Origin of the sequence: Pseudomonas sp. R45(2017) (assembly GCF_002112305.1) — a bacterium.
GTDB lineage: Bacteria > Pseudomonadota > Gammaproteobacteria > Pseudomonadales > Pseudomonadaceae > Aquipseudomonas > Aquipseudomonas paraglycinae.
On record NZ_NEHH01000003.1, the window covers coordinates 323,215 to 347,759 of the forward strand.

Consider the following 24,545-nt stretch of genomic DNA (forward strand, 5'->3'; position numbering starts at 1 on the left):
GCAAATGCAATCCAGTCTGACCGAATGTGAAGTCGCCCAGCTGAGGGCCTCGGCCTCCAAGGCCTGTTCGCTGCTCAAGGCCCTGGCCAACGAGGATCGGCTGCTGATCCTGTGCCAGCTGACCCAGGGCGAGCGCAACGTCGGCGAGCTGGAGAAAATGACCGGCGTGCGTCAGCCGACCCTGTCCCAGCAACTGGGCATCCTGCGCGATGAAGGGCTGGTCGCGACCCGTCGTGAAGGCAAGTACATTTTTTACGGTCTCGCCAGTCACGAAGTGATCCAGGTGATGAAAACCCTTTCCGGACTCTACTGCGGAGCCGTGCTCAAAAGCTGGGCGCAATAGACCCGGCTATCCTTGCGTGCAGCCATAAGGAACAAACAATGAACGATCAACACTGGGGCCCATCCATCAGTGCGGACATCGTGGTCATCGGCGGCGGCACTGCCGGCATCGGTTTTGTCGCGAGCCTGCTCAAGCGCGATCCCGGCCTGAAAATCACGGTGATCGAGCCGAGCACCCTGCATTACTACCAGCCGGCGTGGACGCTGGTCGGCGGTGGCGCCTTTGATGCCAAAGACACCGCCCGACCGATGAACAAGGTGATGCCGCGTCAGGCCACCTGGATTCAGGCAGCCGTGACCGGCATCGACCCCGACCAGCGCCGTCTCACCCTCAACGATCAACGCACGGTCATTTATCAGAACCTGATCGTCTGCCCCGGCCTGCGCCTGGCGTGGGAGAAGATCGAAGGCTTGCAGGACAGCCTCGGCCAGCACGGCGTCACCTCCAACTACAGCTATCAGCACGCGCAATACACCTGGGATCAGGTGCAGAAACTGAGCGGCGGCAAAGCGCTGTTCACCCAGCCGCCGATTCCGATCAAGTGTGCCGGCGCGCCGCAAAAGGCGCTGTACTTGTCCTGCGATCACTGGCTCAAGCGCAACGTGCTGAGCAAGGTCGAGGTCGAGTTCAATCTGGCCGGAGCTGCGTTATTCGGTGTGCCGACCTTTGTGCCGCCGCTGATGAAGTACATCGACAAATACAACGCGCGGCTGGCGTTCAATTCGAATCTGGTGAAGGTCGACGGCCCGGCGAAAACCGCCTGGTTCGACGTCAAGGATGCGGAGGGTAACGTCACCCGCCAGGCCAAGACTTTCGATCTGCTGCACGTCGTTCCGCCGCAGGTTTCACCGGACTTCATCGCGCAAAGTCCGCTGGCCGATGCCGCCGGCTGGTGCGAGGTCAACCCGCACACCCTGCAACACCCGCGCTATCCCGAAGTGTTTGCCTTGGGCGATATCTGCGGCACCACCAATGCGAAAACCGCCGCGGCAGTGCGCAAGCAAGTTGTGGTGGTGGCGGAAAACCTGCTGGCGGTGCGCAAAGAACTGGCGCTGCCGTTGAAGTACGACGGCTACGGTTCCTGCCCGCTGACGGTGGAGAAGGGCAAGGTGATCCTCGCCGAGTTCGGCTATGGCGGAAAACTGCTGCCAACCTTTCCCCTCGACCCGACCGTGCCGCGCCGCTCCGCGTGGTGGCTGAAGGCGACGTTGCTGCCGTGGTTCTACTGGAACGGCATGCTCAAGGGCCGCGAATGGCTGACAAGCCTGTCCAGGATCGACTGAGAACACTCTATGTTGCTGGCAAGCCTGTTTGGCGTGGTGATGGGATTGATCCTCGGTATGACCGGGGCCGGCGGCGGGATTCTCGCCGTGCCGGCGCTGGTGCTCGGGCTGGGCTGGACGATGACGCAGGCGGCGCCGGTGGCGTTGTTTGCGGTGGGTAGCGCAGCGGCGGTCGGCGCGATCGATGGTTTGCGCCATGGTCTGGTGCGTTATCGCGCGGCGCTACTGATCGCGGCGCTCGGCGCGGTGTTTTCGCCGGTGGGCATCTACTTCGCCCATCAGTTGCCGGAAAAGGTCCTGATGATCCTGTTCAGCCTGCTGATGGTGATGGTGGCGTGGCGCATGCTGCGCCGCGAACGCCAGCAGCAGGGACCCAGCGATCATGGCCACGCCAGTTGGGGCCAGAAGAACTGCATGCTCAATGAGCAGACCGGCCGTTTCGACTGGACCGCCAAATGCACCGCGACCCTCGCGGCACTGGGCGCGGTCACCGGCGTGGTGTCCGGGTTGCTGGGGGTTGGCGGCGGGTTTCTGATCGTGCCGGCGTTCAAGCAACTGACCGATGTGCAGATGCGCGGGATCGTCGCCACGTCCTTGATGGTCATCAGCCTGATTTCCGCCATCGGCGTGATCGGCGCGTTCCATGCCGGGGTGCGGATCGATCATCTTGGCGCGTCGTTCATCGTGGCCAGCATCGTCGGCATGATCATCGGCCGCAAACTCTGCGCGCGGGTGCCGGCGAGGACGTTGCAGGTGGGGTTTGCCAGCGTATGTCTGGTGGTCGCCGCTTACATGTTGCTGTGTGCGTGAGACAAAACCTGTGGCGAGAACCAGGCGCCCTCGCCACAGCGTTAGCGTTACAACACCAGATGCGGTAACCACAGCGACAGCGCTGGAACGTAGGTCACCAGCATCAGCACCAGGAACAGCACGGCGTAGAACGGCAGCAGCGCCTTCACCGTACTTTCGATACTGACCTTGCCCACCGCCGAACCCACGAACAGCACGGCGCCCACCGGTGGCGTTATCAGGCCGATACCGAGGTTGACCAGCATGATCATGCCGAACTGCACCGGGTCGACGCCGATACCGAGGATCACCGGCATCAGGATCGGCGTGAGGATCAGGATCAGCGGCGCCATGTCCATCACGGTGCCGAGCAACAGCAGCATGACGTTGATGCACATCAGGATCATGTAGCGGTTGTCGGACAGGGTCAGGAACAGCGTGGTGATCTTCGCCGGGATCTGCATCAGGGTCATGATGTAGCCGAAGCTGGCGGCGAAGCCGATCAGGATCATCACGATGGAAATGGTGCGCACCGTGCGATGCATCAGTTTCGGCAGCTCACTCCATTTGTAGTCGCGGTAGATGAACATGGTGACGAAAAACGACCACAGCACGGCGATGGCCGCCGACTCGGTGGCCGTGAAGATCCCCGACAGAATCCCGCCGAGAATGATCACCATCGCCATCAGCCCCCACAGCGCTTCGCCGCAGATCTTCAAGGCTTCGCGCATCGGGATCACTTCGCCTTTGGGATAGTCGCGTTTGCGCGCGAAAATCAGGCACAGCACCATCAGGCACGCGCTCATCAGCAGGCCCGGCACGACACCCGCCATGAACAGCGAAGCGATGGACACGGTGCCGCCAGCCGCCAGCGAGTAGAGCACCGAGTTGTGACTCGGCGGGGTCAGCAAGGCCTGTACCGAACCACTGACGGTCACCGCCGTGGAGAAGTCCCGGGGATAGCCCTTGCGCTCCATTTCCGGGATCAGTACCGAACCCACCGACGCGGTATCGGCCACCGACGAGCCGGAAATCGCACCGAAAAAGGTCGAGGCCATGATGTTGACCAGCGACAGGCCGCCCCGCACGAACCCCACCAGCACCCCGGCGAACGCCACCAGCCGTCGCGACATGCCGCCCTCGGCCATGATCGCGCCCGCCAGCACGAAGAACGGAATCGCCAGCAGCGAGAATTTGTTCACCCCGCCCGCCACCTGAATCATCAAGGCCTGGAACGGGATGTCGATCCACCACGCGCCGATCAGCGCCGACAACCCGAGCGCATAGGCAACCGGCATGCCGATCAGGATCAGTGCGATAAAACTGCCCAGCAGAATCAATGCGTCCATCAGGCAGCCCCTTCGTTTTCTTCAACCAGGTCGAACCGCACCACGCGGCGATTGCTTTGATCGCCGAGCAACAGTTTTTCCAGCACGAAAATCAGCGTCAGCGCACCACCCACGGGGATCGGCATGTAGGTGATGCCGACCCGCAATGTCGGCAGGGCGCTCATGAACTGGTTCCATGTCGACAGGCACAGCTTGGTGCCCCAGATGGTCATGAACAGGCAGATGGTGCCCATGAGCACTTGCGAAACGATGCTCATGGTTCGGCGCATCTTCGGTTGCAGGCGGTCGGTGACCATCGCCACCGCCATGTGCGCACCGGCGCGATAGCTGGCGGCGGCACCGATGAAGGTGAAGACCATCATCAGCAGGATGGCGGTGGGCTCCGGCCAGCTTGAGCCGGTGCCGAGGACGTAACGGGCGAACACGCCCCAGGGAATGATCAGGGAAATGGTCAGCACCGACAGACCGGCGACCCAGATGCAGGCCATGTAAATCCGGTCATTGATGCGCAGCAGCAAATTCTTCATCGGGTTCCACCGTAACCGGGCAGGCGTGAGCGTCGAGCGACGCCAGCGCTGCCGGGCCTTGTATTGAGGGCAGGGAGGTTACTGAACGGCTTCGATGCGTTTGATCAGGTCGACGTAGGGCGCGCCGTATTTTTCGCGGATCGAAGCGGTGGCCTCGTAGAAGGGTTTCTTGTCGACGGTGATGAACTCGACGCCGGCGGCCTTGAGTTTCTCTTCACTGCTGGCCGACTTGGCATCCCACAAGGTGCGCTCTTGGGCCTGCGCAGCCTTGGCGGCTTTCTTCACCAGGGTCTGCTGATCGGGGCTGAGTTTTTCCCAGGTGATTTTCGACATCACGATGGGCTCGGGCAGGATCAGGTGCCCGGTCAGGCTGTAGAACTTGGCGTTCTGGTAGTGGTTGTGTTCAAGCAGGGTCGGTGGGTTGTTTTCCGCGCCGTCGATGACGCCGGTCTGCAGGGCACTGAAGATTTCGCCGGTGTCCATGGCGATCCCGTTGCCACCCATGGCGTTGATGGTTTCGATGAACATCGGGTTGCCCTGCACACGGATTTTCATGCCCTTGAGGTCTTCAAGGCTGCGCACCGGTTTCTTGGTGTAGATATTGCGCGTGCCGCCGTCCATCCACGCCAGAGCGACGAGGTTGAATTCGGATTGAGTGATCTTGTCGAGGATTTCGTCACCGATTTCACCGTCGATGATCTTGCGCATGTGCGCCTGATCACGGAACACGAACGGCATGTTGAACACGTTCACGTCCGGCACCACCGGACCGACGATACCGAGGCTGACGCGGGCCATCTGGATGGCGCCGACCTGAGCCTGTTCGACCACTTCCTTTTCCGAGCCGAGCACGCCGCCAGGAAACATTTTGAAGGTCAGCTTGCCGTCACTTTCGGCAACCAGGGTCTTGCCCAACTGTTCTTCAGCGACCACGGTCGGATAACCGACGGGATGGATGTCGGCGAATTTGATTTCCAGCGCATGGGCGGCGCTGCCGAAGGTGAGCGCGAGGGGGAGAGCGGCGGCGAGCAACGTGCGTTTGAAGTCCATGAGGGGTTCTCCAGTCTTGTTATTTTTGTGTTCAAGGCACAGCAATGCAGCAAGGGCGGGTTACAGCAGATCGTCGAACATTGGCTCCGGCAGGCCTTTGACGCCGGGGTTGAGGGCGAACACGCCGCCGGCCAGGGACTGCGGATCCTGGTCCTCGCCGGGGCGAATCGAAGTCACGAACAAGGTGTCCATCCGGCTGCCGCCGAAGGCGCACATGGTGGGTTTTTTCACCGGTACCTGCAGCGAGCGGTCAAGGCGACCGTCGGGGGTAAAACGATGGATCAGGCCGACGTCGTTGGCGCAGATCCAGTAGCAGCCATCGGCATCCACGGCTGCGCCGTCGGGGCGGCCATAAAAATGGTTCATGTCCACGAACACCCTGCGGTTGGAGGGTGTGCCTGTCTCGGTGTCGTAATCGAAAGCCCAGATCAGTTGCACGTTCGGGTGCGAGTCCGACAGGTACATGGTTTTGCCGTCCGGGCTGAAGCCCAGACCGTTGGGCACGATGAAGCCAGCAAGCTGTGCCTCGATCACGCCTGTTTGCCCGGCACCGTAACGATAGAGCCGGCCCTCGGGCAGATTCAGGCCCATGTTCAGCACCATGCTGCCGGCCCAGAACCGGCCCTGACGGTCGCAGCGACCGTCGTTCAGACGCATGTCCTGACGGCTGTGTCCGACGCTCGCCAGTTGCTCGCTGTCGAGGCTGCCATCGCTGTGCGGTTGCAAGTGAAAGAACCCGCTCTCCATACCGGCCATCCAGCCGCCCTTGCTGTGGCGGGCGAGGCAGGCAAGCATTTCGGGAGTCTTCCAGGCATGGACGTGGCCAGTGTCGGCGCTCCAGCGTTGCAGACCACCGTTGGGGATATCGACCCAGTACAAGGCGTTTTCCTGTGGCACCCAGACCGGGCTTTCACCGACCGCGTTGCGGGCGTCGACGATCAATTCGGCTTGCATACTCATTCCCTTGGTTTGTGCTTTTGGAGACGGACAAGCGCAGCGATCAATCGCCGAACGGGCCGGCCGCAACGAAGGCGCCGCCCTGATAGATCCGCGCCGGGTCATCGCTGGCGGGCATCGGCTGCGCCTCGACCTTGTCGCGAAACACTTCGGACGTGTCTTTGGCCTCGAAACCGAGGTGGCTGGCGAAGCGGTTGTCCCACCACACGTCCTTGTTGGCGGACATGCCATAAACCACGGTGTGGCCGACGTTGGGGGTGTACAGCGAACGTTCGAGCAGTTGAGTGAGGTCGTCGAAGCTCAGCCAGGTGTGCATCATTCGGCGGTTCTGTGGTTCGGGAAACGACGAGCCGATGCGGATGCTGACGGTTTCGATGCCATAGCGATCGAAGTAGAAACTGGCCATGTCTTCGCCGTAGGACTTGGACAGACCGTAGTAGCCGTCGGGGCGACGAGCAGAGCTGGCGTCGAGGTGTTCGTCCTGTTTGTAGAAGCCGATGACATGGTTGGAGCTGGCGAAGATCACCCGCTTCACACCGTGTCGGCGTGCCGCTTCATAGATATGGAATACGCCGCAGATGTTGGCGCCGAGGATTTCTTCGAAGGGGCGCTCCACCGAGACACCGCCGAAGTGCAGGATCGCATCCACGCCTTCGACCAGCTGATGCACGGCAGCTTTGTCGGCGAGGTCGCAGAGCACGATTTCTTCGCGGTCATCGATGGCCGGGGCGAGGGCAGCGATGTCCGACAGGCGCAGTACGTTGGCGTAGGGGCGCAGACGTTCGCGCAAGACTTTGCCCAGGCCACCGGCGGCGCCGGTCAGCAGCAGGCGATTGAACGGAGTTGGGGCGGTGGAGGTGGACGTCATGGCAATCCCTTACACGTTGTTATTAGGTTTGTTGTAGGTTGTCGTATGACTGCGCTGAAGTATCGGTAGGGTTTCCGGAACTTGTCAACGCGACTTTCGGTGTAAGTGACGGAAGGCCGATTCACCCTCCGTTCACCCCATGCCAGGGTTTACAACAACGAAATCGGGTAACTGATGAAGATCCGGTTTTCATCGAATTCATTGGTGCTGAAGTCCCGGCGAATCGTCGCGTTGCGCCATTTGACGTTGAGGTTTTTCAGCGGACCGCTCTGCACGGTGTAGGCCAGCTCCGACTCGCGCCCCCATTCCTTGCCGTCGGTGATGGTGCCGGTGTGCACGTTGTCACCGCTGATGTAGCGGTTCATCAGCGTCAGCCCTGGGACGCCGAGGACCACGAAGTTGTAGTCGTGGCGGATCTGCCAGGAACGCTCCTGCGCGTTGTCGTAACTGGCGTTGTAGCTGTCGTTGGCCAGGGTGCCGCCGCTGGTGCCGTTGACGCGCATCCAGGCATCGTCGCCGCTGAGCTTTTGCAAGCCGATGTAGAACGTGTTGCCGCCGTACCGGGCCGAGAGCATGGCGAATGCGGTTTTGTTGTCGAGGTCGCCGGCCTGGGCGCTGCCGTCTTCCTTGCCGGTGAAGAATCCGAGGTTGGCGCCCAGTGTCCAGTCGCCCAGCGGCTGGCTGTGGCTGAGGTTGAAGTACTGCTGCTGGTAGATGTCGCTGAGTTCGGCGTACCACACACCGACAAGGGTGCGTTTGTCGTTGAAGGTGTATTCGCCGCCACCGAAGTTGAAACGGTCGGAGGTGAAGGCGCCGCGGCCGTTCATCGACATGTCTTCCATGCTCGCGTCGTTACGCGGGCTGTTGCCATGGAACTGGCCACCGTAAAGGGTCAGGCCATTGATTTCGGTAGAGGTGATCTGGCCGCCGCGAAACGTCTGGGGCAGGGAGCGACCATCGTCCGAGCGCAGGATGGGCAACACCGGCATCCATTCACCCACCTTCAATTCGGTCTTCGACACCTTGGCCTTGAGCGCTACACCCAGACGCCCGAAATTGTCCGCCGGGCGCCCGTCATCGTGGATCGGCAGCAGCTGCGTACCGCCCGTGCCTTTGCCGCCATCGAGCTTCTGCGAGTACAGCCCCAGTACGTCCAGGCCGAAGCCGACAGTGCCTTGGGTGAAACCGGATTTGGCGTCGAGGATGAAGTTCTGCGTCCATTCTTCAGCCTTGCCCTGCGGATAGTTCGGGTTGACGAAGTTGCGATTGAAGTAGGCGTTGCGCAGGTTCAGGGTGGCTTTGCTGTCTTCGATGAAGCCTTCGGCGTCGGCGCCCATCGGCAAGGCGAGGGCGAGACTGCTGCAGCCGATCAGGCTCAAGGTGGAATGCGGGCGGGGGATAGAAAAACGGGACGTGCGGACGGAATTGCAGACGAATGTGCTCACTGTGACGCTCCCTGTTTCATTTGTTGTTTTTATTATTTGTCATACGTCGTCGTACAACATGGTTGCGGATATTTGCGAGGTTTTCCGGAAAAGTCAACAGGGCGTCGTACGATGACTTCCCGTGAGCGAGCAGCCCTCCAAATGCTGTGAGGAAGGCTGCTTCGGGCCGCCTTTATTGGTTGTAGAGCGCCTCCGTGTTATCGATCAGTGGATTTTTTTCGGTCAGCACGATTTGTGCGATCTGATCCTTGCGCATGAAACTCACCTTCGGATGCGACTGGGCGTACCGGATAAAACGCTCCATGGCCTCGACCATCGCGGGCGTGCCGCCAATACGGTCGTGCAGGCTCACCGACATCATCCGCCGCTTGCTCGCGCCTTCGGCGTAGAGGCGATCAAATTCCAGCACCAGTTGCTGATAGAACTGCTCGGCGGAGTAGTGACGGCCCTCGATCAGCACGATGTCGTTGTTGCGCAGGGTGTACGGCACCACGGCGAATTTGCGCCCACGGACCATGGTCACGAACGGCTCGTCGCGGCTGACGTCGTCGATGTGATAGGTGAAGTTCAGATCCTGCAGCACCTTCAGCGTATTGGGGCTGCGGCGCAGCCAGTTGGCGTTGTAGCCGACTGAACGCTGGCCGGTGATTTTCTCCACCGCTGCGACACCGTCTCCGATGAACTGTTTTTCCTGGGCGTAGTTCATGTTGTACGAATCGGCCCAGCGCATGCCGTGGGCCGCCAGTTCATGACCGCGCTCGGCAATCGCCTTGGCCAGTTCCGGGTGCTTGAGCGCCGCTTCGCCGACCACGTGGGAGGTCACTTTGATGCCGGTGCGATCCCACAGATCGAGCATGCGCCACAGGCCTTCCTTGTAGCCGTAATCAAACCAGGTCTGTGCCGGCAGGTCCGGGTAGCCTTTTGGCAGCGGTGTGCCGGAGAACGGGCTTTCAGCGCCTTCGGGCTGGCCGCCGGTTTCGAATTGCATCGACACCGAAATCACCAGTTGCGAGCCGTCCGGCCACGGGCGTTCCTGGGCAAAGGCGAGGGCGGGCAGCAACAGCGTGGCGGCCAGCAGGTTTTTCAGCAGACGCGGGGAGCGTTGCCAGCGGGGAGTGGTCATATCGGGCACCTTGCAGGTTGAGAAGTGAAGCAAGGTTGGCATTCGCCAAGCCCGGGAAAAATCCGCTGCGGGCGAGATGACTTTTAAACAAAATTTACGAATTGCGATGCACGAATTTCTGGTGGGAGCGAGCAGGCTCGCTCCCACAGGGATATGTGTTTGGCTGCAGTTTTGCGGCAAACTCAAGCCATCACCGTATAAGGCCAATCAATGAACCAATACGCCCCGCGCAACTGGCAGCCGCACGAGAAGCCCAGTCTGCCCGGTTCCCCCTCGACGCCGCTGCATTCCAACCCCAAGCGCCTGGCTTATGCGCTGGTGGGCGTGCTTGTGGCGGTGACCGGTGGGCTGGGTAATGCGCTGGTGGTCGCCAACCTGCCTTACCTGCAAGGCGCGCTCGGGGCGACCACGGCGGAGATGGCCTGGCTACCGGCGGCGTACGTGATGACCAACGTGTCGATGAACCTGCTGCTGGTGAAGTTTCGCCAGCAGTTCGGCTTGCGCGCGTTCACCGAGGTGTTTCTGGTGCTGTATGCGCTGGTGACCTTCGGCCATCTGTTCGTCAATGACCTGAATTCGGCGATCGCCGTGCGTGCGGCCCACGGCATGGTCGGCGCGGCGTTGAGCTCGCTGGGCCTGTATTACATGGTGCAGGCGTTCCCGGCCAAATGGCGGATGAAAGCGCTGGTGCTGGGCCTCGGCACTTCACAGCTGGCCTTGCCGCTGGCGCGACTGTTTTCCGAAGACCTGCTGCAGATCGCCGAATGGCGCGGCCTGTACCTGTTTGAGTTGGGCATGGCGTTGCTGTCGCTGGGCTGCGTCCTGATGCTCAAACTTCCGCCGGGTGACCGGTTCAAGACCTTCGAACCGCTCGACTTCCTGACCTTCGCGATCCTCGCCAGCGGCGTCGCGCTGTTGTGCGCGGTGTTGTCCTTGGGGCGGATCGACTGGTGGCTGGAAGCCGACTGGATCGGTATCGCCCTGGCCGCGTCGATTGCGCTGATTCTCGCGGGGCTGGCCATCGAACATAACCGCAGCAACCCGATGCTGATGACCCGCTGGCTCGGCAGCGGGGTGATGATCCGCCTGGCGCTGGCGGTGATCCTGATTCGCATGGTGACCTCGGAGCAATCCACCGGCGCCGTGGGCTTCATGCAGAACCTGAACATGAGCAGCCAGCAGCTTCATAGCCTGTATGTGGTGATGCTGATCGGAAGCGTCGCCGGGCTGCTGACCAGTGCGCTGACCATCGACCCGAAACACCTGCTGATGCCGCTGATCATTTCGCTGGCGTTGATGGCCACCGGCTCGATCATGGACAGCTCATCGAATAACCTGACCCGCCCCGGCAACCTGTATTTCAGCCAGTTCCTGCTGGCGTTCGGCAGTACCTTTTTCCTCGGCCCGACCATGGTGCTGGGCACGCGCAACGTGCTGACCAACCCGCGCAACCTCGTGAGTTTTTCGGTGTTGTTCGGGATCTGCAACAACCTCGGCGGTCTGATCGGCGCGGCGTTGCTGGGGACGTTCCAGATCGTGCGCGAGAAGTTTCATTCCAGCCACATCGTCGAGCAACTGGTGATGTCTGATCCCCGCGTCGCCGCCCGGGTGCAGAGCGGCGGGTCGGCGGTCGGCTCCGTGATTGCCGACCCGAGTCTGCGCAATCTGCAGGGCATTCGCAGCCTGGCCAACGCCGCCACCCGCGAAGCCAACGTACTGGCCTATAACGATGTGTTCATGCTGATCGCGGTGATCGCGATCCTGACCATGATCTGGATTTCCATCCGTGCGCTGTGGCTGATCAGCACCACCAAAGCCGTCGCCCCGACACCTTCCGTACCTTCCAGCGGTGCCACTTCTTCATGACCGAACCGACTACCACGACCACCAATGCCATCGCCGCCACCCCTGAAGGTGTGGCGCCGCCGTCATCACCGAACACCGAGCCGCGCTCGTTGCGGGTGCGGATCATCTCATCGCTGGGGTTTGCCGCGATTGCCATCGTCGGCGTGCTGATCGTGCTTTACGCCTGGCAGCTACCGCCGTTCAGCAGCGCAGTTGAGACCACCGAAAACGCCTTGGTGCGCGGGCAGGTGACGATCATCGGTCCGCAGCTTAGCGGTTATGTGTTTGAAGTGCCGGTGCAGGATTTCCAGTTTGTGAAGGAAGGGGATTTGCTGGTGCGTCTTGATGATCGTATCTATCAGCAACGTCTCGACCAGTCGCTGGCACAACTGGCGGTGCAGAAAGCTTCACTGGCCAACGTGGTGCAGCAGCGCAACAGCGCCGAGGCGACGATCAAGTTACGTCAGGCGGTGGTGGCCGACAGCGAAGCGCAGCTACGCAAAAGCGAGGCGGATCTGCGACGCAACAAAGCGCTGGTCAATGACGGCTCCGTGTCCAAGCGCGAGATGGACGTGGCGCTGGCCGCCAACGCCCAAAGCATTGCGGCGGTGGCGCAGGCCAAGGCCAATCTGGAAATCGCCCGGCAGGATCTGCAAACGGTGATCGTCAATCGCGGCTCTCTGGAAGCGGCGGTGGCCAGCGCCGAGGCGGCGGTGCAGCTGGCGCGGATCGACTTGTCCAACACTCGGATCATTGCTCCACGTGACGGTCAGTTGGGGCAGATTGGCGTGCGCCTCGGCGCCTACGTCAACTCCGGGGCGCAGTTGATGGCGCTGGTGCCGAACCAGAAATGGGTGATCGCCAACCTCAAGGAAACCCAGATGGACAATGTGCGCGTCGGGCAACCGGCGAGCTTCACCGTCGATGCCTTGAACCACCGCAAATTCACCGGCCACGTGCAGCACATCTCGCCGGGCACCGGTTCCGAATTCGCGTTGTTGCAGGCCGACAACGCCACCGGCAACTTCGTGAAAATCGCCCAGCGGGTGCCGGTGCGCATCACCATCGATCCAGATCAGCAGGAGAGCGAGCGTTTGCGGCCGGGGATGTCGGTGGTGGTCAGCATTGATACGGCGGCGGGCGACACCCAGAAACACTGACCTCAGGCGGCGATCATTGGCGGCAGGGTGCCGAGCACGGACACCGCCGCCACGGCGCCGATCCCCAGCAGCCATTCGAGCATGACGCTGTGCTTGAGGGTGTCGAGCCGTTGTTCACAATCGTTGATCCGCACGCGATTGAACAGCGCCAGTGCAAGCATGCCGGACACCAGCAGCGCCTTGATCAGCAGTATCAGGGCGAATCCCGAGAACAGCGGTGTCGGCCACCATTGGCCGGTGAGCACGCGCACGTTGATCAGCCCGGTGATCAGCAGGCCGGCGACCAGTGCGTAACCGAGTCCGCTGAAACGCTGCAAGATTTCGCGCATGTCTTTGTCAGGTTGGCGCAGGATCATCACCAGCATCAGCAGCCCGCCGAGCCAGGCGCCGACACACGTCAGGTGAATGACTTGATTGAGGATCAGCATTTGCCCGCTGAAGCCATCGAGCATCGCCCCGTGTCCGACCGGTGCCAGCGTCATCAGCAGCAGCGCGCTCAGGCCCAGCCGCAATGGCCGGTTCGAACGCCACGGCGTAAACAGCAACGCCAGCAACAGCGCATTGATCAACAGATGCCAGCGCCAGACCTGACCGAAAAACGTATGACCGAGAACCAGCTCGACGGTGGCCGGATCAAAAGCGGCAGCCGCCGAACCGGCCATGCTTGCAGTAATCAACAACGCCCAGATGACGCCGCTGAGCAGGGCAATCGCCACCAGCCAGCGAGCCAGTCGCGCCAACTGCCGATCCAGTGCCGGCGCTTCACCCTTGAGCAGCAGCGGCCGGAACAGCCAGGCCCCGAACAGCATCAACACCACGATGAAATGCAGGAACCGGCACAGCACCAGCGCTTCACTCATGAATTACTGGCCAACCTTGAACTGATAGGCGCCTTCGCTTTTGTGCGTGTCGACCGACACCGCATGCCATTCGACCTTGTATTCGCCAGCGGTCAGTGGTGCTTCGGGGGTGACGATCAGGATTTTCTTGTCGCCTTCGGTGGTCAGCGGTTTGACCGCCACCGGCTTGCCGTCGTGGGTCACGGTAACTTTGGTGAAGCTGGCTTCGACGCCTTCGGAAAACACCAGACGCAGATCCGCCGGTGCGGCGACGGTGCTGTCGGCGGCCGGGGTCTGGCTTTTCAGATGGGCGTGGGCGAAGGCCTGGGAAGTGACGATCAGCGAGGCCAGCAGCGCGCCGGTGGTAAACAGTTTTTTCATCGACATGGAAAGATTCCTTTCAGTGAAATGGCGGGCTGAGTATAGAACCTGGATCACAGGGCTTTCAGGCGCATGTGAATGACCGGAAAGGGCCGGCCTTCGCCGTCGAGTGCCGAGCGGCCGATGTCTTCGAATCCGTAGTGCCGATAGAAGCCGTGGGCTTGCGGGTTCTGTTCGTTGACGTCGACCTTCAGCAACGGGCGCCGGACGTGGTCGAGCAAGCGGCGGCCGATACCCTGGCCACGCTGAGCCGGGTCAATGAACAGCATTTGTACGGTGTCGTCATCGGTGGCGATGAAGCCTGCCGGGGAGTGGTCGGGGTTCTCGAAAACCTGCACATCCAGCGCGGGCAGGTAGGTGTCACGCACCAGCGGGAACAGCCGATGGATGTCATCTTCCGGGAGGAAGTCGTGAGTGGCGCGGACCGAGCGCTCCCACAGTGCGGCGAGCTGCGGATCATCCGCAGCGATGCGCTTTCGAATGGTCATGGACAGATCCTTCAGTGTCTGACGGGGAGAAGGAGGGCGATCCTAAACCAGAAAAAAGCCCAAGTGTGTGAAGAATCGTTCTCGGCTGTCGCCCCTTGCCCAGAGCGGATGCTAGTCTTCAACAACGTTGTCTTCAGGGAGCCCTCATGGGCAATCACAAGATCGAAATCCGCCGCACCAACGTCGACAAGATCCTGCTGGCGGCGGAAAAAGTCTTCGCCGAAAAAGGTTTCGGCGGCACCGCCATGGCGGACATCGCGGCTGAAGTGCAGCTGCCGCGATCCAACCTGCATTACTACTTTTCGACCAAGAGCGAACTGTACAGCGCAGTGCTGTTCGACCTGCTGGAAGTGTGGAAGCAGGACGCGCTGTGCTTCGAGATGTTCGACGATCCGCGCGTGGTGCTCAGCAGCTACATCCGCGCCAAGATGAACCACTCGCGCAGCCGGCCTTACGGGTCGAAAGTCTGGGCCAACGAAATCATCCACGGCGCCCCGACCCTCGGCGAGGCGCTGGATGTGAGCCTGTATGACTGGGCGAAGATGAAGGAGGCGAAGATCCGGCAGTGGGTGGAGGACAAGCGGATTCTGCCGGTGGAGCCGTCGAGCCTGCTGTACATGATCTGGGCCTCGACACAGCACTATGCCGACTTCGATCATCAGGTGAATATTTTGAATGAGCACCAGCCGCTGTCGGACATGCAGTTCGAGCGGGCGGTGCAGACGGTGACTAGCGTGATTTTGCGGGGGATCGGGTTGGAGCCCTGAAAGTCAAAAGCTGGCCCTCACCCCAGCCCTCCCGAAACGTCGGACCGCCCGGAGGGAGAGGGAGCCGACCGAGGTGTCTTGCGGGTTACATCGACCTGAACCAGCGAGTTGATTATGGATTCAAAGCCTTGTTCCGGCCGTTTCGGTTATGGATTCAAAGCGCAGCTCTAGCTGCTTCGGTTATGGATTCAACGCAAGACTTTCACGTCGGTGTAATTCATCAATATCCCCCAATCAGTCCCCTCTCCCTCGGGGAGAGGGTTAGGGTGAGGGGACTTCTGGATCAGCAGGCAATCTAGACAGCAACGTGATACGGATTCCTCGGATCATGATTCCAGTCCAGGAACGGCTTCCCTGTCTCCATCGGCACCATCTCGATGCAATCCGCCACCGGGCAGGTGATCTGGCACAGATTGCACCCCACACACTCATCATCAATCACTTCATATTGATGCGTGCCGTCGGCCTGTTTCAGGCTGCTGATGGCCTGGTGTGAAGTGTCCTCGCAGGCAATGTGGCAACGCCCGCAACCAATGCACGCTTCCTGGTCGATCTTCGCAATCACCTGATAGTTGATGTCCAGGTACTTCCAGTCCGTGGTATTGCCCACCGCGCGCCCGGAAAACTCGGCGATGCTGGCGTAACCCTGACTGTCCATCCACCGCGACAGGCCATCCTTCATTTCATCGACAATTCGGAAGCCATGCAGCATCGCCGCCGTGCACACCTGCACCGCGCCACTGCCCAAGGCGATGAACTCCGCCGCATCACGCCAACTGCCGATGCCGCCGATGCCGCAGATCGGCAGGCCCTGGGTCTGTGGATCACGGGCGATTTCCGCGACCATGTTCAGCGCGATCGGCTTCACTGCCGAGCCGCAATAACCGCCGTGGGTACTTTTGCTGCCGACGGTGGGCAGGGCGACCATGTGTTCGAGGTCGACGCTGGTGATCGAGTTGATGGTGTTGATCAGCGACACCGCATCGGCGCCGCCGCGATGGGCCGCACGCGCGGCGACGCGGATGTCGGTGATGTTCGGCGTCAGCTTGACGATCACCGGCAGCGAGCAATAGGTCTTGCACCAGCGCGTAACCTGCTCGACGTACTCCGGCACCTGACCGACCGCCGCGCCCATGCCGCGCTCGGGCATGCCGTGGGGGCAGCCGAAGTTCAGCTCGATGCCGTCAGCGCCGGTGGCTTCCACCAGTGGCAGGATGTGTTTCCACGACTCTTCGACGCACGGCACCATCAGCGACACGATCAGCGCGCGATCCGGCCAGTCCTTCTTCACCTGGGTGATTTCCCGCAGGTTGATTTCCAGCGAACGGTCGGTGATCAGTTCGATGTTGTTGATGCCCAGCACTTCGCGGTTGTTGCCGTAATGCGCCGAGTAGCGGGACGACACGTTGACCGCCGCCGGGTCTTCACCCAGGGTTTTCCAGACCACGCCGCCCCAGCCGGCCTCGAAGGCGCGCACCACGTTGTAGGCCTTGTCGGTCGGCGGCGCCGAGGCCAGCCAGAACGGATTGGGGGCTTTGATACCGGCGAAGACAATCGAGAGATCGGCCATTTACGCAGCCTCCACATTGAGCATCAGTTGAGCGTTGATCGCCTCGGCGGCGCGCTTGCCGTGTTGCACCGCTTGCACGGTCAGATCCTGATCGAGGCTGGTGCAGTCGCCGCCTGCGTACACGCCGGGGATACTGGTGCGCAGGTTTTCATCGACCTGGATGCGTTCGCCCTGACGCTTGAGTTCGCGGGCCAGCGGGTCGGCGAGGGCGCTGCCGTCGAAGGCCTGGCCGATGGCTTTGAAGATCGCATCGGCGGCCAGTTCGAACGTCTCGCCAGTGGTTTGCAGGCGACCATCCACCAGATGGGTGCGGGCGAAACGCATGCCGCGCACCTTGCCTTGCGCGTCGAGCAGCACTTCGTCCGGTTGCGCCCAGGTCAGCAGTCGCACCTGATTGGCCTTGGCGATGTCTTGTTCATGGCCGGTGGCGCCCATGTCCGCCGCGCCACGGCGATAAACCAGATTGACGTCGCGAGCACCGAGGCGGGCCATTTGCACGGCCATGTCGATGGCGGTGTTACCGGCGCCGAGGACGATGCAACGTTCGGCCAGCGGCAGTTGCGACAGGTCATCGGCCTGGCGCAATTCGCGGATGTAGTCAGTGGCGGCGAGCAGGCCGGGGGCGTCTTCGTGGGCCAGGCCGAGTTGCTTGCTGGCGTTCAGGCCGAGGCCGAGGAACACCGCGTCGAATTGTTGGTGCAGTTCGCTGAGAGTCAGATTCTCACCGAGTTTCTGGCCGTGACGGATTTCGATGCCGCCGATTTGCAGGAGGAAATCCAACTCCTTCTGTGCATAGTCGTCGACCAGTTTGTACTTGGCGATCCCGTATTCGTTGAGCCCGCCAGCCTTTTCCCGTGCCTCGAAAATCACCACGTCGTGACCATGCATGGCGCTGCGATGCGCGCAGGACAAACCCGCCGGGCCGGCACCAACCACGGCGATGCGTTTACCGGTGGCGGCGGCGCGCTGGAACGGGTGCTCGGTAAAGTGCGCGTTGTCCACGGCATAGCGTTGCAGCAGGCCGATCAGCACCGGCGCGCATTCGTGGGCGTTGTTGCGCACGCAGGCTTGCTGGCAGAGGATTTCGGTCGGACAGACCCGCGCGCAGCTGCCGCCAAGGATGTTCGCCGAAAGGATTTTCTGCGCGGCGCCTGGCACGTTGTCCTGATGGATATTGCGGATGAACGACGGAATGTCGATCTCACTCGGGCACGCATTCACGCACGGCGCGTCGTAGCAATACAGGCAGCGCGAGGCTTCCAGATGCGCCTGACGGTCGTTGAGCGGCGGCGCCAGATCGGTGAAGTGGCCGGCGAGGGCGGCCGCACTTTCGTGCGGGTGCGGGAGATGGTTCAGGGTCTCGATCACGGTTTTTTGCCTCACGGTTATTTGAGGTTTTCTGCCTCTGTCGGGCAGTGGTTTTTTGATCGTTCCCACGTCGAGGCGTCGAACCGTCCGCGTGGGAATGCCTCAAGGGACGCTCCGCGTCCAGTGACGCGGAGCGTCACGGGCTGCATTCCCACGCAGAGCGTGGGAACGATCTGATCAGCGCTTGACGGCCACAGGCCTGTGCAACTCAGCCCGCTTGCTCAGCAAATCAAACACCGCCGGATACGCCGGTCGTTCGATATACCGGCCCGCCCCACGCTCGGCGCGCAGGTCGCCGTCGGCCCAGACCACCCGGCCCTGGCTGACGGTGTGGCTCGGCACACCGGTCACGGTCTTGCCTTCGAAGATGTTGAAGTCCACCTGCTGATGGTGGGTCTTGGCGGAGATGGTGCGGGTGCCTTGCGGGTCCCACAGCACCAGGTCGGCATCGGCGCCGACGCGGATCGCGCCCTTGCGCGGGTAGAGGTTGAAGATTTTTGCGGTGTTGGTGGAGGTGAGGGCGACGAAGTCCTGCATCGACAGGCGTCCCGAATTCACCCCTTCATCCCACAACACCGCCATGCGGTCTTCGATGCCGGCGGTGCCGTTGGGGATCTTGCTGAAGTCGTCGCGCCCGGCGGCTTTTTGCTCGGCGCAGAAGCAGCAATGGTCGGTGGCGGTGGTGTGCAGGTTGCCGCTTTGCAAACCATGCCACAGCGCCTCCTGATGCCCGCGCGGGCGGAACGGCGGGCTCATCACGTAACCCGCGGCGGTCTGCCAGTCCGGGTGCTGGTAGACACTGTCGTCCAGCAGCAGATGCCCGGCCAGCACTTCGCCGTAGACCGGCTGACCCTTGCTGCGGGCATAGGTGATTTCGTCGAGGGCCTCTTTGGTCGATACGTGCACCAGGTACAGCGGCGTGCCGATGGTTTCAGCGATGCGGATCGCCCGGCTCGCGGCTTCACCTTCGACCTGCGAGGGCCGCGACAGCGGATGCGCTTCCGGCCCGGTGATGCCCTGGGCCATCAACTTGCGTTGCAGGTGATAGACCAGCTCGCCGTTTTCCGCATGCACGGTCGGCACCGCGCCCAGTTCCAGGCAGCGCTCGAAGCTCGCCACCAGCGTGTCGTCGGCGGCCATGATCGCGTTCTTGTAGGCCATGAAATGCTTGAAGCTGTTGATCCCGTGATGGCTGACCAGCTTGGCCATTTCCTCCCGCACCTGCTCGCTCCACCAAGTGATCGCGACGTGGAAGCCGTAGTCGGAGGCGGACTTTTCCGCCCAGCCGCGCCACTGGTGAAACGCTTCGAGCAGCGACTGCTGCGGATTGGGAATCACGAAATCGATGATCGAGGTGGTGCCGCCGGCCAGGCCTGCGGCGGTGCCGCTGTAGAAATCTTCGCTGGCCACGGTGCCCATGAACGGGAGTTGCATGTGGGTGTGCGGATCGATGCCGCCGGGCATCAGGTATTGGCCGCTGCCGTCGAGTACTTCGGCGCCGGCGGGAACATCCAGGTTTTCACCAATGGCTTTGATCACGCCGTCAGCGCAATAGACATCGGCGCGGTAACTTTCATCATGGGTAACAACGGTGGCGCCACGGATCAACAGAGACATTCCGAGTTCCTCGCAGGCATGACCGACTTTTGCCGGTTCTAGTGTTTTATTGTTTGCAGCGGCAAATGCGTAATCTTGTCAGCGCTGTCAGGAATAGACGCTAGTCGCAGTTAAGCAATTGATCAAGATTATTTTTTATAAGCTTATGACTGTTTTAAGTCGTTGAAAAATAACGATAAAAATACAAAATCACCAAAATGGTGAGGCGCTTCACCATTTTGACGCACTTGACAGGTTGGAAATATGAGCAAGATTTCCTATGTGAAATCAGCCGCTTGAAGTTGAGCTGCGGGTGACGCGTTCTGAAGAAAAATAATGCAGTGCACCAGATTGAGTCCTGACAGTTCGGACAACCTGCCTGGCATTTAGCCTGAGTGTTCAGTCAAGTTTTCGCGGCCTCACCGGGTGAATAATTAAACCTGATAAACATCAGTCGGTTACAAAAAAATAGAGGCACGGCCCGATGCGAAAGCGGGGCACCCGGCACGTTTATTGATGCCGCCGCTGACACCATGGCCGGTGCATGAAAGTTGTCAGTTCCTCCGGCCATCGTCCGGCTCACACCTGCGTGTGCAGCCGCCTGATGAGCAAAAAATAATCAGAAGAACAGTGGAGCGGCCATGCAACAGAACAGATCGCAAGTGACCGAGCGCGACGGCTTGTTCGAACTCGAAGCCGGCAGCGACGTCCTCGACAGTCCCCGTTACAACCACGACATGGCACCGACCAAGGTGCGCGAACGAACCTGGAACAAATGGCACATCACCGCGCTGTGGGTCGGCATGTCGATCTGCGTGCCGACCTACACCCTCGGCGGCGTACTCACCGCGTATTTCGGCCTTAGCGTTGGTGAAGCCTTGCTGGCGATACTGTTTGCCAACGTCATCGTCCTGATTCCTCTTACGCTCAACGCGTTTCCCGGCACCAAGTACGGGATTCCGTTTCCGGTGCTGCTGCGCTCGTCGTTCGGGATTCTCGGCTCCAACGTGCCGTGCCTGATCCGCGCGCTGGTGGCGTGCGGCTGGTTCGGCATCCAGACCATGTTTGGCGGGCTGGCAATTCACCTGTTTCTCGGCTCGGTGTTCGACGGCTGGAAATCCCTTGGCGGGACGGGGGAGGTGATCGGTTTCATGGTCTTCTGGGCGCTGAACCTGTGGGTGGTGATCCGTGGCGCCGAGTCGATCAAATGGCTGGAAACCCTGTCGGCACCGCTGCTGGTGGCGGTCGGCATCGGGTTGCTGGTGTGGGCCATGCCGAATGTTTCGATGACTGAACTGCTGGCGATTCCGCCGAAGCGTCCCGAGGGCGCGAGTGTGGTCAGTTACTTCGCCGCCGGGCTGACGGCGATGGTCGGTTTCTGGGCCACCCTGTCGTTGAACATTCCCGACTTCAGCCGTTATGCCCGCAGCCAGAAGGATCAGATCCTCGGGCAGATTTTCGGCCTGCCGCTGACCATGTTCCTGTTCGCCGCACTGGGCGTGGTGATGACCGCCGCCTCGGTGAAACTGGTGGGCGTCAGCGTCTCCGATCCGGTGACTTTGATCGGCCACATCCAGAGCCCGGTATGGGTCGCGGTGGCCATGGCGCTGATCATCATCGCCACGCTGTCGACCAACACCGCCGCCAACATCGTTTCGCCAACCAACGACTTCCAGAACATCGCGCCCAAGGTGATCAACCGCACCAAAGCGGTGATTCTCACCGGGTTCGTCGGGCTGGCGCTGATGGGCCATGAGCTGCTGAAAAAGCTTGGGCTGATCGTCTCCGATGTCAGCCTGGAAACCGTGTATTCGAACTGGCTGCTGGGCTATTCCAGCCTGCTCGGGCCGATCGCCGGGATCATGGTGGTGGACTATTTCCTGATCAAGAAACAGCAACTGGACCTGGCCGGCCTGTACCGCGACGACGTGTACCCGGCGTGGAACTGGGCCGGGTTCATCGCGTTCGGCGTGCCGGTGGTGCTGACCTTGCTGTCGCTGGGCAGCAGCGCATTCAGCTGGTTCTACAGCTACGGCTGGTTCACCGGCTCGGCGCTGGGCGGGTTGATCTATTACGGGTTGTGCGCGATGCGTGCGACGCCGGTGGCCGTCAAATCGCCGTTGTAATTCCCATAAGAACTGCCTGAGGAGATCCCCATGAACGCAGCCGTAGACGTTCTGCAATCGACCCATCAGCACATCAACCGCGACCGCTTGTGGGCGTCGCTCATGGAGCTCGCCAAGCTCGGCGCCACGGTCAAGGGCGGGGTCTGTCGCCTCGCGCTGACCGACCTCGATCGCCAGGCCCGCGACCTGTTCGTGCAGTGGTGCAAGGACGCCGGTTGCAGCGTCACGGTCGATGAAGTCGGCAACATCTTCGCCCGTCGTCCCGGCCGTAATCCGAACCTGCCGCCGGTGATGACCGGCAGCCACATCGACACCCAGCCCACCGGCGGCAAGTTCGACGGCTGCTTCGGCGTGCTGGCCGGGGTCGAGGTGCTGCGCACCCTCAACGACCTCGGCGTGGAAACCGAGGCCCCGCTGGAAGTGGTGGTCTGGACCAACGAAGAAGGCTCGCGCTTCGCCCCGTGCATGATGGGCTCCGGCGTGTTCGCGGAAAAATTCACCCTCGAAGAAACCCTGGCCAAGGTCGATGCCGACGGCGTTACGGTCGGCGAAGCACTGAACGCCATCGGCTACGCCGGGCAGCGCAAGGTCAGCGGGCACAAGGTCGGCGCCTATTTCGAAGCACATATCGAGCAAGGCCCGATCCTTGAGGACGAACAGAAAACCATCGGTGTAGTGCTCGGCGCACTGGGGCAGAAGTGGTTCGACCTGAAACTGCGCGGCGTCGAAGCCCACGCCGGTCCGACCCCGATGCACCTGCGCAAGGACGCACTGGTCGGCGCCTCGGTGATCGTCGGCGCGGTCAATCGCGCGGCGCTCGGGCACCAACCCCACGCCTGCGGCACCGTCGGTTGCCTGCAAGCCTATCCCGGCTCGCGCAACGTTATTCCGGGTGAGGTGCGCATGACCCTCGACTTCCGCCACCTGGAACCGGCACGCCTCGACTCGATGATCGCCGAGGTCAAGCAAGTCATCGAAGCGACCTGCGAGGAACACGGACTGACCTATGAACTGACCCCGACCGCCGACTTCCCGCCGCTGTACTTCGAAAAAGGCTGCGTCGAAGCCGTGCGCGGCGCCGCCAAAGGTCTGGGCCTGTCGCACATGGACATCGTCAGCGGCGCCGGCCACGACGCGATTTTCCTCGCCGAACTGGGTCCGGCCGGGATGATCTTCGTACCGTGCGAAGGCGGCATCAGCCACAACGAAATCGAAAACGCCGCGCCGGACGATCTGGCGGCCGGCTGTGCGGTGTTGTTGCGGGCGATGCTGGCGGCTTCTGCGGCGGTGGCCGGGGGACAACGCGCTGCCTGACGTTCATTAATCGTTCATGAAAATGTGCGACGTTGCCGCCCCTGAAAAGGAAGTCAGGGACGCGCAATGTCGCTCATAAAAGTCATCACCTCAGGCTCGGCGTATCTGGACATCGACGCCTACGCCTGCTGCATCGCCTACGCCGAACTGCTCAACCTGCAGGGCATTTCGGCCCGCGCCGTCAGCAGCGCAAAACCCAATGCCAGCGTTTCGACAACCGTGCTCGGCTGGGGCGCTGTTTTGCACGACTACCGCCCGACATCCAGCGATGAGTTTGTGCTGGTCGACGTATCCGATTACCACTATTTCGACCCAATGGTCGCGCTCGATCGGGTGGTGGAAGTCATCGACCATCATCCGGGCTTCGAACAGCATTGGGCACAGACACTCGGATCTGCCGCCGACATCTGCCCGATCGGCGCGGCGGCGACGCAGGTTTTCCAGCGCTGAAAAGCCACAGGATGGCTGTCGAGGATCAGCGAACAAAGCGCCGCGCTGCTGGCCACGGCGATTCTGGACAACACACTGAATTTCACCGGGCAGATGACCACGGCGGCGGACATCGACGCCTATGCTGAAACTGTACCCCACGCAAAACTCACGGAGGACTGGCCCGAGCAATATTTCCTCGAATGCCAGACCGCTATCGAATCAGACATCTGCGCCGCATTGGCCGCAGACTTGAAACGGATGAAACCCGACAGCCTCCTGCCGCAGGTCTTCGCTCAAATGACGGTGTGGGACGCCGATGCCTTGCTCGAAAGGCATCGCTCGACGATCAACGATGGGATGGGCGGGCAGGGCGATGACTGGTTGCTGAACGTCATCTGCATCAGCCAACGCAAAAGCTGTTTGCTGGCCGAACCCGTGGTCAGCCAGCAGAAGTTGAGTCGTTTGCTGCCGGTGGAATGGCAGGCTGGATTAGCGGCTCTAAAGCCCTCGATCTTGCGCAAGGAGTTACTGAGTCTGGGGCTGAGCGCAAACTCAGGCGGGTGAAGTGATTATCCGGGATTGCCGGTTTTACTCGCCGCACTCTTACGCCGTTCAACGCCTTTCGGATTGCCAACGTCCAGCAATCGTCTTTCCACCAGCACATTCTCGAGCGCCTGGCGTTCGGCCGGCGCCATCTCGTGCTCGCGCTTTTTCAGCTCCAGCAGGATGGGGCTGGACCAGGTGCGATAGGTCTGTTCGATGAGGCGGCTGGATTTCATCAGTCTCTCCTTGATCAAGAGCCCGATCTTGCTGGTTGGGGCTCAATCCGATGAGGTACTAACGTTAGTCGACAAAACCGCAAGGCGCTAATGCTAGGTTTTTATGGAGGGCGTTGGTGAGCTTGTGAAACGCGCATGAGTTAAAC

22 protein-coding genes and 1 pseudogene are annotated in these 24,545 nt (G+C 61.3%); 9 read left to right on the forward strand and 14 right to left on the reverse strand.

Annotated features, from left to right (window positions below):
- Positions 1 to 4: 4 nt before the first annotated feature.
- From CAF74_RS08700 to CAF74_RS08710, 3 genes are read left to right on the forward strand one after another with little or no spacing between them, the layout of a single operon-like run.
- On the forward strand, positions 5 to 343 hold the full coding sequence (locus CAF74_RS08700) for a helix-turn-helix transcriptional regulator (protein ID WP_007952897.1): 339 nt from the start codon (positions 5 to 7) through the stop codon (positions 341 to 343).
- Positions 344 to 381: 38 nt separating this feature from the next.
- Entirely contained in the window at positions 382 to 1,626 is a 1,245-nt protein-coding gene (locus CAF74_RS08705) for an FAD/NAD(P)-binding oxidoreductase (RefSeq protein ID WP_085746065.1), read from the forward strand.
- Between the two features lie 9 nt (positions 1,627 to 1,635).
- Entirely contained in the window at positions 1,636 to 2,436 is an 801-nt protein-coding gene (locus CAF74_RS08710; protein WP_085746066.1) for a sulfite exporter TauE/SafE family protein, read from the forward strand.
- Positions 2,437 to 2,483: 47 nt separating this feature from the next.
- Here CAF74_RS08710 and CAF74_RS08715 read toward each other — a convergent pair whose 3' ends face one another.
- The 7 genes from CAF74_RS08715 to CAF74_RS08745 form a co-directional block, all read right to left on the reverse strand.
- Positions 2,484 to 3,764, reverse strand: a complete 1,281-nt coding sequence (locus tag CAF74_RS08715) for a TRAP transporter large permease (protein WP_085746067.1) — start codon at positions 3,762 to 3,764, stop codon at positions 2,484 to 2,486.
- Positions 3,764 to 4,291: a TRAP transporter small permease gene (locus tag CAF74_RS08720; RefSeq protein ID WP_085746068.1), complete on the reverse strand. Its 528-nt coding sequence runs from the start codon at positions 4,289 to 4,291 to the stop codon at positions 3,764 to 3,766. The genes CAF74_RS08715 and CAF74_RS08720 overlap by 1 nt, the downstream gene beginning before the upstream one ends.
- Before the next feature lie 78 nt (positions 4,292 to 4,369).
- Complete coding sequence (locus CAF74_RS08725; RefSeq protein WP_085746069.1) at positions 4,370 to 5,341, reverse strand: TRAP transporter substrate-binding protein; 972 nt, start codon at positions 5,339 to 5,341, stop codon at positions 4,370 to 4,372.
- 60 nt (positions 5,342 to 5,401) lie between these two features.
- The gene (locus CAF74_RS08730) at positions 5,402 to 6,295 is read right to left on the reverse strand and encodes an SMP-30/gluconolactonase/LRE family protein (protein WP_085746070.1); all 894 of its coding nucleotides are present in this window, start codon (positions 6,293 to 6,295) and stop codon (positions 5,402 to 5,404) included.
- Positions 6,296 to 6,341: 46 nt separating this feature from the next.
- Positions 6,342 to 7,166 carry an NAD(P)-dependent oxidoreductase gene (locus tag CAF74_RS08735; protein WP_085746071.1) on the reverse strand — a complete coding sequence of 275 codons (825 nt, stop codon included), beginning with the start codon at positions 7,164 to 7,166 and terminating at the stop codon, positions 6,342 to 6,344.
- 149 nt (positions 7,167 to 7,315) lie between these two features.
- Positions 7,316 to 8,611: an OprD family porin gene (locus tag CAF74_RS08740; protein WP_085746072.1), complete on the reverse strand. Its 1,296-nt coding sequence runs from the start codon at positions 8,609 to 8,611 to the stop codon at positions 7,316 to 7,318.
- Between the two features lie 172 nt (positions 8,612 to 8,783).
- Positions 8,784 to 9,734: a polysaccharide deacetylase family protein gene (locus tag CAF74_RS08745; protein ID WP_085746073.1), complete on the reverse strand. Its 951-nt coding sequence runs from the start codon at positions 9,732 to 9,734 to the stop codon at positions 8,784 to 8,786.
- Between the two features lie 210 nt (positions 9,735 to 9,944).
- Between CAF74_RS08745 and CAF74_RS08750 the strand changes: the two genes are divergently transcribed.
- Positions 9,945 to 11,600, forward strand: a complete 1,656-nt coding sequence (locus tag CAF74_RS08750; protein ID WP_085746074.1) for an MFS transporter — start codon at positions 9,945 to 9,947, stop codon at positions 11,598 to 11,600.
- On the forward strand, positions 11,597 to 12,739 hold the full coding sequence (locus tag CAF74_RS08755; protein ID WP_039767224.1) for an HlyD family secretion protein: 1,143 nt from the start codon (positions 11,597 to 11,599) through the stop codon (positions 12,737 to 12,739). The genes CAF74_RS08750 and CAF74_RS08755 overlap by 4 nt, the downstream gene beginning before the upstream one ends.
- 2 nt (positions 12,740 to 12,741) lie before the next feature.
- Here CAF74_RS08755 and copD read toward each other — a convergent pair whose 3' ends face one another.
- From copD to CAF74_RS08770, 3 genes are read right to left on the reverse strand one after another with little or no spacing between them, the layout of a single operon-like run.
- Positions 12,742 to 13,599 (reverse strand): copper homeostasis membrane protein CopD, encoded by an 858-nt coding sequence (gene copD, locus CAF74_RS08760; protein ID WP_085746075.1) that lies wholly within the window; start codon positions 13,597 to 13,599, stop codon positions 12,742 to 12,744.
- 3 nt (positions 13,600 to 13,602) lie between these two features.
- Positions 13,603 to 13,965, reverse strand: coding sequence for a copper homeostasis periplasmic binding protein CopC (gene copC / locus CAF74_RS08765; protein ID WP_085746076.1), 363 nt, complete (start codon positions 13,963 to 13,965; stop codon positions 13,603 to 13,605).
- Between the two features lie 47 nt (positions 13,966 to 14,012).
- The gene (locus CAF74_RS08770) at positions 14,013 to 14,447 is read right to left on the reverse strand and encodes a GNAT family N-acetyltransferase (RefSeq protein WP_085648338.1); all 435 of its coding nucleotides are present in this window, start codon (positions 14,445 to 14,447) and stop codon (positions 14,013 to 14,015) included.
- Between the two features lie 146 nt (positions 14,448 to 14,593).
- On the opposite strand from CAF74_RS08770, the gene CAF74_RS08775 reads away from it, so the two are divergent.
- Positions 14,594 to 15,214: a TetR/AcrR family transcriptional regulator gene (locus tag CAF74_RS08775; RefSeq protein ID WP_007952885.1), complete on the forward strand. Its 621-nt coding sequence runs from the start codon at positions 14,594 to 14,596 to the stop codon at positions 15,212 to 15,214.
- A gap of 295 nt (positions 15,215 to 15,509) precedes the next feature.
- Here CAF74_RS08775 and preA read toward each other — a convergent pair whose 3' ends face one another.
- From preA to hydA, 3 genes are all read right to left on the reverse strand, one after another.
- Complete coding sequence (preA, locus tag CAF74_RS08780; protein WP_085746077.1) at positions 15,510 to 16,784, reverse strand: NAD-dependent dihydropyrimidine dehydrogenase subunit PreA; 1,275 nt, start codon at positions 16,782 to 16,784, stop codon at positions 15,510 to 15,512.
- On the reverse strand, positions 16,785 to 18,152 hold the full coding sequence (locus tag CAF74_RS08785; RefSeq protein ID WP_085746078.1) for an NAD(P)-dependent oxidoreductase: 1,368 nt from the start codon (positions 18,150 to 18,152) through the stop codon (positions 16,785 to 16,787).
- A gap of 177 nt (positions 18,153 to 18,329) precedes the next feature.
- Positions 18,330 to 19,769, reverse strand: a complete 1,440-nt coding sequence (gene hydA / locus CAF74_RS08790) for a dihydropyrimidinase (protein ID WP_085746079.1) — start codon at positions 19,767 to 19,769, stop codon at positions 18,330 to 18,332.
- Between the two features lie 620 nt (positions 19,770 to 20,389).
- Between hydA and CAF74_RS08795 the strand changes: the two genes are divergently transcribed.
- The 3 genes and pseudogenes from CAF74_RS08795 to CAF74_RS08805 all read left to right on the forward strand — a co-directional run bounded on the left by CAF74_RS08795 (position 20,390) and on the right by CAF74_RS08805 (position 24,184).
- Entirely contained in the window at positions 20,390 to 21,874 is a 1,485-nt protein-coding gene (locus tag CAF74_RS08795; RefSeq protein WP_085746080.1) for an NCS1 family nucleobase:cation symporter-1, read from the forward strand.
- Between the two features lie 30 nt (positions 21,875 to 21,904).
- Positions 21,905 to 23,188 carry a Zn-dependent hydrolase gene (locus CAF74_RS08800; RefSeq protein WP_085746081.1) on the forward strand — a complete coding sequence of 428 codons (1,284 nt, stop codon included), beginning with the start codon at positions 21,905 to 21,907 and terminating at the stop codon, positions 23,186 to 23,188.
- A gap of 75 nt (positions 23,189 to 23,263) precedes the next feature.
- Positions 23,264 to 24,184, forward strand: a pseudogene (locus tag CAF74_RS08805) (bifunctional oligoribonuclease/PAP phosphatase NrnA).
- Between the two features lie 5 nt (positions 24,185 to 24,189).
- On the opposite strand, the gene CAF74_RS08810 reads toward CAF74_RS08805, so the two are convergent.
- The gene (locus CAF74_RS08810) at positions 24,190 to 24,399 is read right to left on the reverse strand and encodes a hypothetical protein (RefSeq protein ID WP_085746082.1); all 210 of its coding nucleotides are present in this window, start codon (positions 24,397 to 24,399) and stop codon (positions 24,190 to 24,192) included.
- Positions 24,400 to 24,545: the final 146 nt, after the last annotated feature.

Bases quoted from the DNA above. Each gene is read 5' to 3' on its own strand.
- CAF74_RS08700 (WP_007952897.1), top strand. From the start codon at position 5: ATGCAATCCAGTCTGACCGAATGTGAAGTCGCCCAGCTGAGGGCCTCG.
- CAF74_RS08705 (WP_085746065.1), top strand. From the start codon at position 382: ATGAACGATCAACACTGGGGCCCATCCATCAGTGCGGACATCGTGGTC.
- CAF74_RS08710 (WP_085746066.1), top strand. From the start codon at position 1,636: ATGTTGCTGGCAAGCCTGTTTGGCGTGGTGATGGGATTGATCCTCGGT.
- CAF74_RS08715 (WP_085746067.1), bottom strand. From the start codon at position 3,764: ATGGACGCATTGATTCTGCTGGGCAGTTTTATCGCACTGATCCTGATC.
- CAF74_RS08720 (WP_085746068.1), bottom strand. From the start codon at position 4,291: ATGAAGAATTTGCTGCTGCGCATCAATGACCGGATTTACATGGCCTGC.
- CAF74_RS08725 (WP_085746069.1), bottom strand. From the start codon at position 5,341: ATGGACTTCAAACGCACGTTGCTCGCCGCCGCTCTCCCCCTCGCGCTC.
- CAF74_RS08730 (WP_085746070.1), bottom strand. From the start codon at position 6,295: ATGCAAGCCGAATTGATCGTCGACGCCCGCAACGCGGTCGGTGAAAGC.
- CAF74_RS08735 (WP_085746071.1), bottom strand. From the start codon at position 7,166: ATGACGTCCACCTCCACCGCCCCAACTCCGTTCAATCGCCTGCTGCTG.
- CAF74_RS08745 (WP_085746073.1), bottom strand. From the start codon at position 9,734: ATGACCACTCCCCGCTGGCAACGCTCCCCGCGTCTGCTGAAAAACCTG.
- CAF74_RS08750 (WP_085746074.1), top strand. From the start codon at position 9,945: ATGAACCAATACGCCCCGCGCAACTGGCAGCCGCACGAGAAGCCCAGT.
- CAF74_RS08755 (WP_039767224.1), top strand. From the start codon at position 11,597: ATGACCGAACCGACTACCACGACCACCAATGCCATCGCCGCCACCCCT.
- copD (WP_085746075.1), bottom strand. From the start codon at position 13,599: ATGAGTGAAGCGCTGGTGCTGTGCCGGTTCCTGCATTTCATCGTGGTG.
- copC (WP_085746076.1), bottom strand. From the start codon at position 13,965: ATGTCGATGAAAAAACTGTTTACCACCGGCGCGCTGCTGGCCTCGCTG.
- CAF74_RS08770 (WP_085648338.1), bottom strand. From the start codon at position 14,447: ATGACCATTCGAAAGCGCATCGCTGCGGATGATCCGCAGCTCGCCGCA.
- CAF74_RS08775 (WP_007952885.1), top strand. From the start codon at position 14,594: ATGGGCAATCACAAGATCGAAATCCGCCGCACCAACGTCGACAAGATC.
- preA (WP_085746077.1), bottom strand. From the start codon at position 16,784: ATGGCCGATCTCTCGATTGTCTTCGCCGGTATCAAAGCCCCCAATCCG.
- hydA (WP_085746079.1), bottom strand. From the start codon at position 19,769: ATGTCTCTGTTGATCCGTGGCGCCACCGTTGTTACCCATGATGAAAGT.
- CAF74_RS08795 (WP_085746080.1), top strand. From the start codon at position 20,390: ATGCAACAGAACAGATCGCAAGTGACCGAGCGCGACGGCTTGTTCGAA.
- CAF74_RS08800 (WP_085746081.1), top strand. From the start codon at position 21,905: ATGAACGCAGCCGTAGACGTTCTGCAATCGACCCATCAGCACATCAAC.
- CAF74_RS08810 (WP_085746082.1), bottom strand. From the start codon at position 24,399: ATGAAATCCAGCCGCCTCATCGAACAGACCTATCGCACCTGGTCCAGC.